16 protein-coding genes are annotated in these 13,635 nt (G+C 73.2%); 7 read left to right on the forward strand and 9 right to left on the reverse strand.

Annotated elements, in window-relative coordinates; genetic code table 11:
• Positions 1-37 precede the first annotated feature (37 nt).
• Positions 38-868, forward strand: a complete 831-nt coding sequence (locus ELR47_RS18640) for a sulfite oxidase-like oxidoreductase (protein WP_205745494.1) — start codon at positions 38-40, stop codon at positions 866-868.
• A 68-nt stretch (positions 869-936) separates the two neighbouring features.
• Here the strand turns inward: ELR47_RS18640 and ELR47_RS06925 are convergent, their stop codons facing one another.
• The 4 genes from ELR47_RS06925 to ELR47_RS06940 form a co-directional block, all read right to left on the reverse strand.
• Complete coding sequence (locus tag ELR47_RS06925; protein ID WP_130649224.1) at positions 937-1,548, reverse strand: flavodoxin family protein; 612 nt, start codon at positions 1,546-1,548, stop codon at positions 937-939.
• Positions 1,545-2,357: a phosphatase PAP2 family protein gene (locus ELR47_RS06930; RefSeq protein WP_130649225.1), complete on the reverse strand. Its 813-nt coding sequence runs from the start codon at positions 2,355-2,357 to the stop codon at positions 1,545-1,547. Before ELR47_RS06930 ends, ELR47_RS06925 begins: the two co-directional genes overlap by 4 nt.
• A gap of 2 nt (positions 2,358-2,359) precedes the next feature.
• Positions 2,360-3,532 carry a saccharopine dehydrogenase family protein gene (locus ELR47_RS06935; protein ID WP_205745495.1) on the reverse strand — a complete coding sequence of 391 codons (1,173 nt, stop codon included), beginning with the start codon at positions 3,530-3,532 and terminating at the stop codon, positions 2,360-2,362.
• An 86-nt stretch (positions 3,533-3,618) separates the two neighbouring features.
• Complete coding sequence (locus tag ELR47_RS06940; RefSeq protein WP_130649227.1) at positions 3,619-3,867, reverse strand: hypothetical protein; 249 nt, start codon at positions 3,865-3,867, stop codon at positions 3,619-3,621.
• A gap of 427 nt (positions 3,868-4,294) precedes the next feature.
• Here ELR47_RS06940 and ilvE point away from each other — a divergent pair, with 427 nt between their 5' ends.
• From ilvE to ELR47_RS06965, 5 genes are all read left to right on the forward strand, one after another.
• A complete protein-coding gene (gene ilvE, locus ELR47_RS06945; protein ID WP_130649228.1) occupies positions 4,295-5,302 on the forward strand; it encodes a branched-chain-amino-acid transaminase in 1,008 nt (335 codons plus the stop codon).
• 71 nt (positions 5,303-5,373) lie between these two features.
• Positions 5,374-6,138 (forward strand): lysophospholipid acyltransferase family protein, encoded by a 765-nt coding sequence (locus ELR47_RS06950; RefSeq protein WP_205745496.1) that lies wholly within the window; start codon positions 5,374-5,376, stop codon positions 6,136-6,138.
• Positions 6,135-6,971: a TrmH family RNA methyltransferase gene (locus tag ELR47_RS06955; protein WP_130649230.1), complete on the forward strand. Its 837-nt coding sequence runs from the start codon at positions 6,135-6,137 to the stop codon at positions 6,969-6,971. The genes ELR47_RS06950 and ELR47_RS06955 overlap by 4 nt, the downstream gene beginning before the upstream one ends.
• Positions 6,968-7,858, forward strand: coding sequence for an aldo/keto reductase (locus ELR47_RS06960; RefSeq protein ID WP_130649231.1), 891 nt, complete (start codon positions 6,968-6,970; stop codon positions 7,856-7,858). Before ELR47_RS06955 ends, ELR47_RS06960 begins: the two co-directional genes overlap by 4 nt.
• On the forward strand, positions 7,842-8,777 hold the full coding sequence (locus ELR47_RS06965) for a DUF554 domain-containing protein (protein WP_130649232.1): 936 nt from the start codon (positions 7,842-7,844) through the stop codon (positions 8,775-8,777). Before ELR47_RS06960 ends, ELR47_RS06965 begins: the two co-directional genes overlap by 17 nt.
• A gap of 28 nt (positions 8,778-8,805) precedes the next feature.
• Here the strand turns inward: ELR47_RS06965 and ELR47_RS06970 are convergent, their stop codons facing one another.
• From ELR47_RS06970 to ELR47_RS06985, 5 genes are read right to left on the reverse strand one after another with little or no spacing between them, the layout of a single operon-like run.
• Positions 8,806-9,216: a hypothetical protein gene (locus ELR47_RS06970; RefSeq protein WP_130649233.1), complete on the reverse strand. Its 411-nt coding sequence runs from the start codon at positions 9,214-9,216 to the stop codon at positions 8,806-8,808.
• Positions 9,216-10,700 carry an FAD-dependent oxidoreductase gene (locus ELR47_RS06975; protein WP_165403902.1) on the reverse strand — a complete coding sequence of 495 codons (1,485 nt, stop codon included), beginning with the start codon at positions 10,698-10,700 and terminating at the stop codon, positions 9,216-9,218. Before ELR47_RS06975 ends, ELR47_RS06970 begins: the two co-directional genes overlap by 1 nt.
• Positions 10,697-11,479: a hypothetical protein gene (locus tag ELR47_RS18240; protein ID WP_165403903.1), complete on the reverse strand. Its 783-nt coding sequence runs from the start codon at positions 11,477-11,479 to the stop codon at positions 10,697-10,699. Before ELR47_RS18240 ends, ELR47_RS06975 begins: the two co-directional genes overlap by 4 nt.
• Positions 11,476-12,420: an HTTM domain-containing protein gene (locus ELR47_RS06980; protein WP_130649235.1), complete on the reverse strand. Its 945-nt coding sequence runs from the start codon at positions 12,418-12,420 to the stop codon at positions 11,476-11,478. Before ELR47_RS06980 ends, ELR47_RS18240 begins: the two co-directional genes overlap by 4 nt.
• Entirely contained in the window at positions 12,408-12,887 is a 480-nt protein-coding gene (locus ELR47_RS06985) for a hypothetical protein (RefSeq protein WP_130649236.1), read from the reverse strand. Before ELR47_RS06985 ends, ELR47_RS06980 begins: the two co-directional genes overlap by 13 nt.
• A 236-nt stretch (positions 12,888-13,123) precedes the next feature.
• On the opposite strand from ELR47_RS06985, the gene ELR47_RS06990 reads away from it, so the two are divergent.
• A complete protein-coding gene (locus tag ELR47_RS06990; protein WP_130649237.1) occupies positions 13,124-13,573 on the forward strand; it encodes a hypothetical protein in 450 nt (149 codons plus the stop codon).
• Positions 13,574-13,635: the final 62 nt, after the last annotated feature.

Genomic DNA, 13,635 nt, shown 5'->3' on the forward strand with positions numbered 1-13,635 from the left:
GGTTGAGTGCCGCGGGCCGCCGTCGTCAGGAGCCGCCGTGGACGCCGAGACCCGGATCACCGAGCTGCTGGTCCGCGCCGACGAGATCGTCAAGGCGGCCCCCGCCCGCCGCGACGAGTCGGCCGTCATCGGTCAGGCGGGAGAGGTCCTCGAACGCGCTCGTGACCTGCTCGACGAGGTGACCGACGACGAGCGCCGCCGCGCGTTGGCCTCCCAGGTCTCGCGCCGCATCGGCGATCTGGACCGTGCGCTCGTGGCCTCGTTCGCGGGACCCTCGCCCGGCGTGCGGAGGGCACCGACCCGGGGCGTCGAGCCGGCACGGATACCGCCCAACCAGCACCTGACCGCCGGCTTCCCGGTGCTGCACGTGGGCCGGATGCCCGACACGCCCGACCAGCGCTGGACGTTGACGGTGACCGGACAGGTCGTCGAGCGTCGCCGCTGGTCGCTGGCCCAGCTGCAGGCGATGCCGACGGTCACCGACCGCAGCGACTTCCACTGCGTCACCGGATGGTCCCGCCTCGACAACGACTGGACCGGTCTGCGCGTCCGGGACGTGCTGGAGCTGGCCGGCGCACGACCGGGGGCGACGCACGCGATCGTGGCCGGGCACCCCGCCTACACCACCAACCTCGACCTCGAGGTGCTCCGCCGAGACGACGTGCTGCTGGCCTGGGCCCACGACGGTGAGCCGCTGACGCGGGAGCACGGCGGTCCGTTGCGGCTGGTCGTCCCGAGTCGGTACGGCTGGAAGAGCGTCAAGTGGGTGACCGAGATCCGTCTGCTCGACCGTGACGTCCCCGGCTACTGGGAGGAACGCGGTTACCACGACGTCGGGGACCCCTTCCTCGAGCAGCGCTTCCGCTGATCGACGGCGACGCCGGTCGGCGTCGAGGGTCCGAGCAGGCGGACGGGAGGTCGCGGGGCGGCGGCGGGTCAGCTCACCGGCGGGTACGGGTGCTGCCGCAGCAGCCGGGCGACGTGAGCCAGGTTCGCAGCCATCATCGAGGTGGTCTGCGCCACCTTCTCGGGGGTCTCGTCGAGGTCGCCGTAGTCGACCGAACCCATCGCCTCGCCGACCCAGTAGGTGGTCGCGTTGGTGGGAATGGTGAAGCCGACGTCGGACAGACCCTGGTAGAGCTGCGCGGCGATGTTGTGGGCGCCGTCCTCGTTGCCGGTGACCACGACGCCGGCAACCTTGCCGAAGCTGACCATCCGGCCCTGGTCGTCGGTCTCGCTGATGAACGCGTCCAGGCGTTCCAGGACCCGCTTGCAGACGGAGGAGGGGTTGCCGAGCCAGACCGGGGTGCCGAGCAGGAGGATGTCGGCGGCCAGCACGCGCTCGCGCAGGGCGGGCCAGTCGTCACCGGGTCCCTGGGCCTCGGACGTGACACCCGGCAGGACGTCGTGCGCGGCGACGCGGACGACCTCGCCGGTGACGTCGTGTTCGGCGAGCGCGTCGAGCGCCTGACCGAGCAGCACGTCGGTGTTCGACGGTCCGTCGGCCTTGAGCGAGCAGTTCAGGGCGAGGCAGGTGAGTGAGGTCATGTACCGGAACCTAGGTCGCCCCGGCCGTGCCGGTCTGCGTCGACCTGCTCGTCGGTCGGGGGACCGTCGGTCGGCGGCGTTCCGGCCCATCCGTCCGTGGAGGTCGCCACGTCCGCCGCGGGCAGACGCCGCGGACGGGTCACCACGAGGGTGGTCAGCAGCCACGTCGCACCGAGCGCGTAGCCGAACAGCACGTCGCTGGCCCAGTGCACGGCCAACCACACGCGGCTGAGTCCGGTCAGTGCGGCCAGCAGGAGCGCCACGGCGATGGTGACGTGGCGCAGGTCGAGGGGACCGAGCCGCCGGGGACGGGCCCAACGCAACACCAGCCAGGCCACCAGCCCGTAGACGACCATGCCACGCACCGCGTGGCCGGAGGGGAACGACGAACTGATCGTGGTCGTCAGGGCCCCCTCGGGACGGGCACGGTCGGTGAGCAGTTTGATGGCACCGGTGACGAGCAGCGCCCCGCCGACCGCCGCGACGACCAGCCACACGAGGTCCCAACGCCGGACCCGGAGGTAGACACCCGTGCCGAGCACGGCCGTGAGTAGTGCCACCACCTCGAGGTCGGCGAGGAACGACAGCAGGCGGGCGACGGACACGGTCCAGGCGCGTCTGGCCGATGCGGCGGCGTCGAAGGTCGCCGCGTCCCCCGCGGGCAGGCCGTCGGACTGCAACCCGAGACCGACCCCGGTCAACGCCGCGGCGAGCACCAGGCCGGCGGCTGCGAAGCGCCACAGGGCGGCCAGCGACCAGACGGGTCGTTCGAGCACGAGCGGGCGGGCGTGTGCGGAGGAGCCGGGCATGTTCAGGCCGCGTCGTCGTCGGCAGCGGCGAGCACGTCGAAGGCCAGTCCCTGGTGCTCGAGCCGGGTGCGGTAGGGCTCCCCGAGCGCCATGGCGGGCGTCAGCGCCCCCGTGAGTTCGCCAGCATCGTCCTGCGCCAGCGACAAGGCGGCCTCGCCCAGCATCCGTGCCGTCTCGTCGTAGCCGGGATCGCCGCCGGACACGCGCGTGACGACCGTGTGGCCGCCTCCCTTCCCGACGAAGGTGACCGAGAACGAACTGCGTGCCCGCCGCTCGGCGGACGGCCCGGTGCCGGCGGCCGGCAGCAGCTTGCGTAGCAGCGTGCGCGTCGGCGGCAGCGCCGCCGCGACCCCGAACACCGAGGCACCGGCGAGGCCGGCCGCGGCGAGGGGCAGGTTCCCGACCAGCGCGTAGTGCCCGTAGCCGAACGAGCGTCCGTAGCCGGGCAGCGCCCGCGCGGAGCGCAGCACGATCGCCGGATCCACGGTCGGCAACGGGACGCCGTACCCGTCGAGGTCGGCGGGGGCCCGGTGGGGTCGGAGCGCCAGGCCGTGGACCCGTCGTAGGGAGGGCGCACCCGGCGCCGGACGTCCAGCGTCGCCGATCCGTCGCGAGGCGATCGCGTCCAGGGCGCTGTGGGCGGTCCCACCGCTGAAGCGCGCGTCGGCCCGCACGTAGGCCCGCACGGACACTTCGGTGTCCTGGGGCAGGAGGCCGGCGGTGAACCGGGCCCCGAGGTCGTGGGGGACCGAGTCGAATCCGCAGCAGGTGACCAGCCGCACCCCGGCGTCGAGTGCGGGCTGGCCGTAGCGGTCGCGCACGAGCGCGACGAAGCCCGGCTCACCCGTGATGTCGGCGTAGTCGGTGGTCGTGTCGACACAGGCGGCCACCAACGGCTCGCCGAGCCGGACGAAGGGTCCGGCGGTGCTGGCGACCACGGCGGTGCGTGCCGTCAACCGTCGGAGACCGTCGGTGTCGTCGAGGTCGACGACCTCGACGGCCGGCGCACGACCGGCCAGCTCGTCGGCGAGCGCTCGCAGCCGGTCGCGGGAGCGGCCGGCCACCGCCCAGCGCACGGTGGTCCCGGCGGTCCGGCGGGCCAGGTGCCCGGCGACGAGCCGGCCGGTGAAACCGGTCGCGCCGAACAGCACCAGGTCGTAGTCGCGGTCGTTCACACCAGGCTCCGCAGGTCGTCGGGACATGCAGCGGAGACGGGCGCCGTTCTGGCGCCCGTCTCCGCTGACGTCGTCGCTGGGACGAGTCAGCCGGTCTCGCCGGCCGCGTCGTCGGTCGTGCCTGCGCCGTCGTTGGCGCAGTAGAGCTCGTCGTCGTGTTCGATGCAGTCGCGTCCCTCGACTTCCTCGACGGCCACGCCGTACCCGACGGCGCCGCCGAGGAGGAGACCGACGATCACGCCGAGCCCGACCAGGCACCAGATGAACACCTGTGTCGAGTTCGACAGGTCGTCGAACTCCCTCTTGACCCGATCGGTGTCGCTCTTGAGATCCACTGCCATGTCGTTGCCTTTCCCCCGAGTCGGTTCGTGGGCGGGGTTCAGGCGAACAGCAGGATGAGGATGATGATGAGCAGCAGCGTTCCGAGGCCGATGTACACGGTGTCCTCCTGGGATTTCGTTCGGGTTGTTCGGTCGAGGTCAGGTGTAACGGCGGCGCTGCGGCACGAACAGGACGTGGAGGTGTACGAAGGGTGGGCGGAGTCTGCCGGCGGCGATCGAACGGCGGTGCCCGGACACCACCCGACGGTCAGGGGCGGGTGGCGGAGAACGGGCATCCGTACGCGGGCAGTCGACGAGCGTCCACGCCAGCAGGCTCGTCCGGATCGTCGCCGCGTGAGCGGCGAGATCGCCGCCTCGGCCGGTTACGCTCCCGCGACCTCGCCGCCCACCACGCGGGAGGCGGATCGTGGAGGAAGCGAACATGAGCGTCTCGACCACCCCGGCACCGGCGTTCGGGACCGTCATGGCGTCGAGGATGGCGTTGGCGACCACGGACGACGGCGTCTTCGGCGCGGTCGAGGTGGTCCCCACCGGCCCGGTCGAGCTCCACCCGGCGGCGCACGCCCTGCACTACGGCTCCGCGTGCTTCGAAGGGCTCAAGGCCCATCCGGGGGTGGACGGCAAGGTGCGCCTGTTCCGGCCCCAGCGGCACGCCGAGCGGCTCGGGGTCTCGGCCGAGCTGTTGTCGCTGCCGGTGCCGCCGGTCGAGCTGGTCACCGGCGCACTGCGCGAACTGGTCGCCGCCAACCTCGACGACGTCCCGCCGGCTCCGGGAGCGCTGTACCTGCGCCCGGTGCTGCTGGGGGTGGACCCCAACATCGGTGCGGCGGCGGCCCCGTCGACCGAGGCGTTGCTGTACGTGCTGGCCAGCCCGGTGGGTGACTACTTCCGTGGCGACGGCGGGTTGACGCTCGCGATCGAGACCGAGCTGCCGCGCACCACGCCGCAGTTCGGTCAGGTCAAGTGCGGCGCCAACTACGCGATGGCGCTCGGGGTCACCCGCCGCGCCCGGGCCGAGCACGGCGCCGACCAGGTCCTGTTCGCCCCCGGCGGGGACGTGCAGGAGACCGGGGCCGCCAACTTCCTGCTGCTCGACGACCGGCGCGTGGTCACCAAGGCGTTGGACCCGTCGTTCCTCCACGGCGTGACCCGCGACTCGATCCTGACGTTGGCCCGCGACCTGGGCTACGAGGTCGAGGAACGCGACCTGGGCATCGAGGAGGTGCTGGACTGGGCGCGCACCGGGGAGGCGGCGCTGGCCGGCACCGCCGCGGTCCTCGCCCCGGTCGGCGCGTTCGTCCACGGCGGTCGGCGTCATCCCGTCGGCGACGGCAGCATGGGTCCCAACACCGCCCGGCTGCGCGAGGCGCTGCTGGCCATCCAGCGGGGCGAGGCAGCCGACCCCCACGACTGGACCCAGCCCGTCTGAGCCCTCCCGACCCCATGGCGACCCGCGGCGACGCAGGCTCGGCGCCGCCGCCGGTGACAAGGAGCCTTCCGGTGAACCCCGTCTACACGATCGTCATCGGTCTCGTCATCACCCTGTTCCGCGTCCTGCGTTGGGACGTCCGGGTGCGCGGTCACGAGCACGTCCCGGCCACCGGACCCGGTGTCGTCGCGACCAACCACATCGGCTACCTCGACTTCGTGTTCGCCGGTTACGGGGTGCGCCACCAGGGCCGTCGCCGCCTCCGGTTCGTCGCCAAGCGCGAGGTCTTCGACCACCCGGTGTCGGGGCCGCTGATGCGGGCGATGGGGCACATCGCGGTCGACCGTGGGGGCAACACCCGCGTCGCGCTGCGCGAGGTGGCCGACGCGCTGGCGGCCGGGCACCTCGTCGGCATGTTCCCGGAGGGCACCATCAGCCGCTCCTTCGTGCCGCTGGCCGGCCGGCCCGGGGCGGCCCGCATGGCGATGGACGCCGGGGCGCCACTGATCCCGGGTGCGGTGTGGGGAACCCACCGGGTCTACACCAAGGGTCGCAAGCCGCGGCTGTTCCGTGGGCTGGTGGTCACCGTCGCGTTCGGTCCGCCGATCGCGTACACCCCCGACGAGGACGCGACCGCGGTCCACGAGCGTCTGATGGCGGCCGTCGCGGCGATGGTCGACGAACTGCAGCGCACCTACCCGCAGGCACCGTCGGGGCCCGACGACACCTGGTGGCAGCCAGCGCACCTCGGCGGGAGCGCGCCGACCGCCGAGCAGGCCGAGGCCGCCGCGCGCGCCGACCGCGAGCGCCTCCGTCGCGAGCGTCGCGGGTCGTGACCCTCGTCCGGATCGACGATCCGCGCGACGAGCGTCTGGCCGACTACGCCGCCCTCAACGATCCGGCCCTGCGCAAGCGCTACGAGCATCGACTCGGCGTGTTCATCGCCGAGGGGCCCAATGTCGTCGGGGAGTTGCTGCGCTCGGCGTACCCCACCCGTTCGGTGCTCGTCGTCGAGGAGCAGCTCGCGGCGATGCGTGCCCCGCTCGCCGCGCACCCGGACCTGCCGGTGTACGTGGTGGCCCGCGACCTGCTCTACGAGCTGGTGCGGTTCAAGCTGCACCAGGGGGTGCTCGGTTGCGGCGGACGGCAGCCGGCGGTGCCGTTGGCGCAGGTGTTGTCCTCGGCCGACACCGTGCTCGTGCTCGAGGGGCTCAACGACCACGAGAACCTGGGCACGCTGTTCCGCTCCGCTCGTGGACTGGGTGCGGACGCGGTCCTGTTGGCGCCGGGCTGCGCCGATCCGCTCTACCGGCGCAGCGTGCGGGTCTCGATGGGCCACGTGCTGCACGTCCCCTTCGCCCGTGTCGACGCCCTGGAGACCAGCCTCCCGCAGCTGCACGCCGCCGGGTTTGCCACCGTCGCGCTGACGCCGCGCCCCGACGCGGTGGACCTCGCCACGATGGCCCGTCCGGCCGCGCGCGTGGCGCTCCTGCTCGGTGCCGAGGGGCCCGGCCTCAGCGCGGGTGCCATCGGCGGGGCGAGCCGAGCCGCACGGATCGCGATGCACGACGGCGTGGACTCGTTGAACGTGGCGGCGGCCGGCGCGATCGCGCTGCACGCCCTAGGTTCGCGACCGCCCGACCCCCGCGCACCCTCGGAGCCCGCATGAGCAGCACCGCGCCCGCCACCGCGTCCGGCACGTTCGCCATCGGGGGCGACCTGACGGTCCACCGCCTCGGCTACGGGGCCATGCGCATCACCGGACCGGGCATCTGGGGAGCACCGGCCGATCACGACGAGGCGGTACGGGTCCTGCGCCGCGCGGTCGAGCTCGGTGTCGACTTCATCGACACGGCGGACAGCTATGGGCCGTTCGTCTCCGAGGACCTGATCCGCGAGGCGCTGCACTCCGGCGGTGCTGACCCCTACGACGGCGTGACCGTGGCGACCAAGGCCGGCCTGATCCGCACCGGCCCCGACCGCTGGCACCAGTTGGGTCGCCCCGAGTACCTCCGCTTCGCCTGTGAGATGAGTCTGCGGCGCCTCGACGTCGAACGGATCGAGCTGTTCCAGCTCCACCGCATCGACGACCAGGTGCCCGAACAGGAGCAGTTCGGGGTGCTCGCCGAGCTGCGCGACGAGGGCAAGATCCGCCACGTCGGCCTCTCGGAGGTCGGCGTCGACGAGCTCGCGCGTGCGCAGCAGGTGCTGCCCGTCGCCACGGTGCAGAACCGCTACAACCTGCTCGACCGCGGCTCGCAGGACGTCCTGGAACGCTGCGAGCGGGACGGCATCGGGTTCATCCCGTGGTTCCCCATCGCCACCGGGGACCTCGCTCGGGCGGGTGGCCCGCTCGACGAGCTCGCGTCGCGGACCGGCGCGACCCCCTCGCAGCTCGCCCTGGCCTGGCTGTTGCGGACCTCGCCCGTGCAGCTGCCGATCCCGGGGACCTCGTCGGTCGCGCATCTCGAGGAGAACGTGGCGGCGTCCGAGGTCGAGCTCTCCGACGACGACGTGGCCGCGCTCGACGCGCTCGCCGATGGGCACGGTCGCTGATCGACGCCGCTCGCCGGTCGTGTCGTCGGTGGTCTCGTCGATCGACACGGCGCACCGGCCGGTCACGGGCAGCGGCTACCTTGCGCCCGTCGTGACCGGAACCCTGCTCAACGTCGGCGCCATCGTGGTGGGCGCCCTGGCCGGCGCCGCGCTCGGCGGCCGGCTGCCGGCGCGTGTGCGCGGCTCGGTGACCGACGTGCTCGGGCTGTTCGTGGTGGTGCTCGGCATCGCCGACGCGCTCACGACGTTCGGGCCGGAGCTCGGGGACCGGCTCGGTCGCGGTGCTGTGCTGCTCGTCCTCGGGTCGCTGCTGGTGGGCGGCATCCTCGGGGAGCTCGTCGACGTCGAGGGCCGCCTGACCCGGGCCGGCGAGCGGCTGCGGGACCTCGTGCTCGGAAGCGCGTCGGTCCCGACCGTGGCCGCTGACGCTCCCGGTTCCCGACGCGTCGGCGGTCCCGTCGGATCCGACCCGGTCCCGGGGGACCTCGACACCGCTGCTCCCGACAGCGACGACCGACGGGCCCGTTTCGTCGAGGGCTTCGTGGTCACCACGCTGCTGGTGTGCGTCGGGCCACTGGCCGTGCTCGGTGCGATCGAGGACGGGCTGACCGGCAGCATCCAGTTGCTGTCGGTGAAGTCGGTGCTCGACGGCTTCGCGGCGCTGGCCTTCGCGTCGGCGCTCGGCCTGGGCGTCGCCTTCGCCGCCGTGCCGCTGCTGGTCTACCAGGGCGGGCTGACGTTGGCGGCCGCTGCGCTCGGTCCGGTCGCCACCGAGGTGATGATCGCGGCCATCGGGGCGGTCGGTGGTTTCCTCGTGATCGGGATCGGGCTGCGGCTGCTCGACCTCCGGCCGATCCGCGTCGCGAACTTCCTGCCGGCACTGGTCGTCGCCCCGCTCGCCGTCGCGCTGTGGCCCTGAGGTCGGTGCACGTACGCGCTCGGTGGCTTCAGGTCAGCGCCGCCAGCGCGCACAGCCGTGCCTCGGTGTCGGCGAGCAGCCAACCCTCGACGAGCCGCACCCGGCCGACCTCGTACTCGTGCGCGACCTCCGCCGCCAGGGCGTCCAGCAGCACCTCGTCGGGCACGCGGTCCGCGGCGGCCACGCTCCCGACGCCGGGTACCAGCTGACGGGCGAGGCTCGACGAGGTGGTGCCTGGCGGCAGCTCGCCCAGCACGGCCCGGCCGAGCGGTCGCAGGGCGTTCCGGTCGAACAGCGTGAGCAGTCGGTTGGCGAGTGGGTCGGGGCCGCCCGCCGGTGCGTCGAGCACGACCCGTCCGACGGCGGGAAGGGTCGCCGCCGTCAACACCAGGGCGCCGCCGAGCAGTTGGCGGCGGGACAGGGTCGGGCCGGTGGCCATCAGCGCAGCTCCCGCAGGTGGTCGGCCAGCCGCAGGCTCAGCGCGACGATCGTGAAGGTCGGATTGGCGTACCCGCCGGTCGGGAACACCGACGAGCCCGCGACGTACAGGCCCTCGCTGCCGTGCACGCGACCGTCCGGATCGACGACCCCCGCGGCGGGGTCCTCGCTCATCCGGGTCGTGCCCATGTGGTGGTTTCCGCCCTTGACGTAGAGCTCCTGCCGGTCGTGCACGAGACTGTGCACCCGGCCGACACCGACGTCGGCCAGGCCGGCCGCCAGCAGCTCCATCGCGGAGCGCAGGGTGTCGTGGTCGCGCGGGAGCAGCTGCCAGGACTGCTGGCTGACCGGCTGTCCCAGCGCGTCCCGTCGGGCACCGGTGACCTGGATCCGGCTCTGGGCGTTGGGCAACTGTTCGGCCATCAACTCGACGTGGTAGGCCCGCAGGGTGCGCTCGGGCCCCTGCAGCCGCCCCCGCAACTGCTCGATCCCGGCGAGTCCCGGCAGTGACGAGCGCACCGAGGCCTGGTCGGTCTCGTCCACCTCGCGAAGGATCGCCGTCACGTTGTTCATGCCCCGCTGCGTCCGGCTCTCCTCGCGGAACGTGAACGTCGCGCGGACCGTTGCGTCCTGCGCGATGGGCTGCTCCCGGGTGTAGAACGACAGGTCGAGGTCCGGGTCGCACAACAGATAGCCGGCATCGGCGTGCGGGTGCTCCATGAAGCAGCATCCCACCAATCCACCACGGTCACCGCGCACGCGCCCGTCCGCGTCGGGCGAGTTGAGCAGGAGACGGGCGTTCTCGATGCCGCCCGTGGCCAGGACGACGGTGTCGGCGTGCACCTGCTGGGTGGTGCCGTCGAACTGGGCCGTGCGCACCCCGGTCACCCGGTTCCGGTCGCCGAGCAACTCGACGACGTTGGCGTGCAGGTACACCCGCACGCCGGCGTCGGCGAGGTCCTGGCCGTACGCACGGCCGAACACCGTGGGTGGGCTGCGGAACAGCACGTCGTTGCGCAGGTGACCATGCTCGAGTGCCAGCAGGGAACGGCCGGTCTGCTCGGCCCAGCGTTCGGGCTCGTAGCGGGCGTCGCCGAGTTGCAGCAGTTCGTGCGTGCGCGGGTAGTACCCCCGAAGGTCGTCCTCGTCGATGGGCCAGCCCGGCAACGAGCCCGAGGGCGCGACGGCGAAGTCCGACCGGTCGAGTGGGCGTGACACCCCCTCCCAGTGGTTGCTCGATCCGCCGAAGTAGCGCAGCCGGCTGACGTCGAGCGGTCGGTCCGCGTAGCCGACGACGTCACCGGCGTACAGCGCCTGGACCTCGGCGTCGAACCGCTCGCCGCCGCCCTCGAGCAACGCCACCTCGGCACCGGCCTCGGCCAGGTGCAGCGCGAGCGTGATGCCCGCCGGCCCGCCGCCGACGATGCACACGTCGGCGCGGAGGACCGCGCCGTCGCCGTGGTCGCGGAGGTCCTCGAAGCTCACGCCGGCTCCTGGGCGAGGGGGCGTCGCGCCGTCGGCGCGTCCGACACGTCCGACCCGGTCGCTGACGCGGCCGGGTCGCGGCCGCTGGTCGACGCGACGGCCGTGGTCAGGGCGATCAGCGCCGCGATCGCCACGGCGGTGGCGAGACTGTCGCGAATCTCGCCCGTGGGAACCGCCCGCACCAGGTCGGCGCCGAGCCCCGGGCCACCGAGCATGCCGGCGAGCAGGACGACCGCCAGCGAGACGAGCAGGGTGGGCAGCATCCGCGGGAACCGGTCGTGTGGCGCGGCTGCCCCGACCGCGGCCGCCAGCGCCGTGGCCGCCACGGCGGCCAGCACCCAGGTCCGTCCGAGCAGGATCGCCCAGCCGGTCAGGCCGACCGGCACGAGGGCCGACACGAGCGGCACCAGGACCTGCCGGCGGCGCAGCGCAGCGGGCAGTCGGGGCGCCGATCGGGCCGTCCAGCGGGCCACGGCGGCCAACGGCCATGCCAACAGGGCGACGAGTGTCGCGTGCAGCGCGGTGGCGGCGGTGGCCGACCACAGCCCGGTCGCGGCGGCGAGGTGGATCGACCCGGCGGCGACGGCCCCGGCGAACGGGAACCGCAGGCGCCAGACGCCGAGACCCACCACGACCGCCACCAGGGTCACGGGCAGCGCCCCCAGCAACTCACCGACGGTCCTGGCCAGCTCCTGCAGGGCGCCGTCGAGGTCGGTGGCGGCCGGTACCAGGCGGCGCTGCAGCGCCTCGGCCGCGACGAAGGGGACGGGGACGTTCACACGGGCACCTCCGCGGACGGTCGGCGACCACGGATCGTCGTCGACAGACCCGGCCAGCGCTGCTCCAGCCGGCGCAGGCCGACCTCCGTGTCGAAGAAGACCAGGTAGCACACCACGAAGCCGAAGAACTCGGTGCCGATCAGCACGAAGGAGACGACGTGGAAGCTGCCCAGCACCGCGAGCACGACGTTGCGCGACCGACCCTTGGTGAACGCGAGGAACGCCAGCGCCTCGGCCAGGAGGGTGACCGACTGCAGCACGACGAGCAGTTCCCGCTGACGCGAGAGGAGCGTCGCCAGCGTGCCGCCGGCGTCGCGCAGGTGCATGGCCAGGACCGGCTGGAGCGGCCAGGAGGGTCCGGTGTTGTCCAGCTTGGCGTAGACCGACAGCAGGTAGGACGCGACCACCACGACGCCCACGACACGAAGGGCCCAACCGGCGAGCGGGTCGGCGTCCGCCTCGGTCGCGACGACGCGGCGACGTCGGCGGAGCGCGTCACGGCCGAGCCTGGCGCCGGCCGGCGCCACGGCCAGGACGAACAGGGCGAAGACGACCGGGATCTTGCCGTGGTTGATCTTGCCCCAGGAGTTGAAGACCGCCCAGAAGTAGAGGTACAGCGGCGCGGCCACGGCCAGTGCGATCCGGGTGCGCCACCCGATCGCGGCAGCGGCCAGGCTGGTCAGCAGCAGCCCGAACAACGCCGAGAACGCCCCGGTCGGCAGGACCGGGTGCACGTCGAGGCCCATGAGCGAGAACCCGGCGAGCAGGTAGACCGGGTCGAAGAAGACCGGGGCGACCGACGGGTAGCCGAGCAGGTAGCGACTGGCGACCACGACGTCGAGGAACGCGAAGACGCTCACGGCGACACGGAAGATCGCGAGCCGCTCGAGCGGGACGGCCGGGAACCAGAACGCCTGCCAGCGTCGGGTCAACGTTGCCACGCGCTGACCTCCCGGACGCGCGGGCGGTCGTCGGTGGATCCCGTGCGGAGTTCGACCAGCCGCAGACCCGATACCCGGGTGTCGTGTCGATCGGCGAGGACGTCGGCCAGCACGCGCAGTTCGTCGTCGATCGGTTCCCCCTCCTCGACCTGTCGGGCGAGCCCGCCGAGGTGGGACTTGAGCTGCAGCCGGGTCAGACCGTAGTCGCCCGGGGCGACGACACGCTCGGGAGCGCTTCCGGTCAGCAACCGCCACTCGACCTGCTCGCCGTCGGTCGGGCGCGAGAACATCGCGTAGGCGGTGACCGGATAGGCCCGGTCGTTGTTGCGGATCGCCGCCGTCGCCTGCACGAGCAGCCACAGCACGGTGAGGGCCGACAGGGCGACGAAGACCCACGGTCGGTGACGCGCGACCCGCGGGACGGACGTCGGCGAGCCCTCCCGCGCCGGGTCGTTCGAGGTGCCCACGGATCTCCACTCCACGCCTGCGGCAAGCTCCGGTGGAGCGTCGACCCACGTCCGCCGTGGCAGTCGCGCTCCGACCGCGCCCGGCGCCCGCCACACCTGGCCCGGAACGCTCCCACGTCCACGGTCGTCGCGCCCGCCTCGCGCGAGCAACGCGCGTCGACGACCGTGATCGTCGTCGGGTCGTTGCGCCCGGCGGCCTCGACGGGAACAGTCGGCGTGCGTGCAAGGGGGGCGACGTGCGGGGTTCGTGGATCGGTCGGGCGCTGTTGCTGGTTCCGGTGTTGTTGGCCGGTGTCGGGGCGGGCATGGTGGTCGCCGTGGTCTCCGGGGATCCGGCCGCAGGGGGCGGGCTCGCGGGGGTGGTGAGCCTGCTCGGGGCGTTGCGGGCGTTGCGGACCGGGGCGCGCATCGAACCGACACGCGACCGGGTCTGCGTGCGGACCTTCTGGCGCACGCACCGGGTGCCGCTCGACGCCCTCGAACGGGTCGACGCCGACGGACGCACCGAGTCCGGAACGCCGGCCGTGCGGTTCCTCCTCCGCGACGGACGCGAGTACGGCTCGCTGGCGCTGGCCTACCTCGCCGAGCAGGCTGCGAAGGGATTGGCCGCCGACCTGCGGCAGGCGCTCGACGGGCGTCCCGTCGAGGTCGTCCTGCCTGCCACGGCCCTCCGTCGGGCCGGTTGAGGGCCGCCTGGCGCTGCGGCTGTTCTAGGCTCGCGCGCGTCGGGGCGGACGGGCGAGCGAGG

This window comes from Egicoccus halophilus (genome assembly GCF_004300825.1).
In the GTDB taxonomy this organism is placed as follows: Bacteria; Actinomycetota; Nitriliruptoria; order Nitriliruptorales; family Nitriliruptoraceae; genus Egicoccus; species Egicoccus halophilus.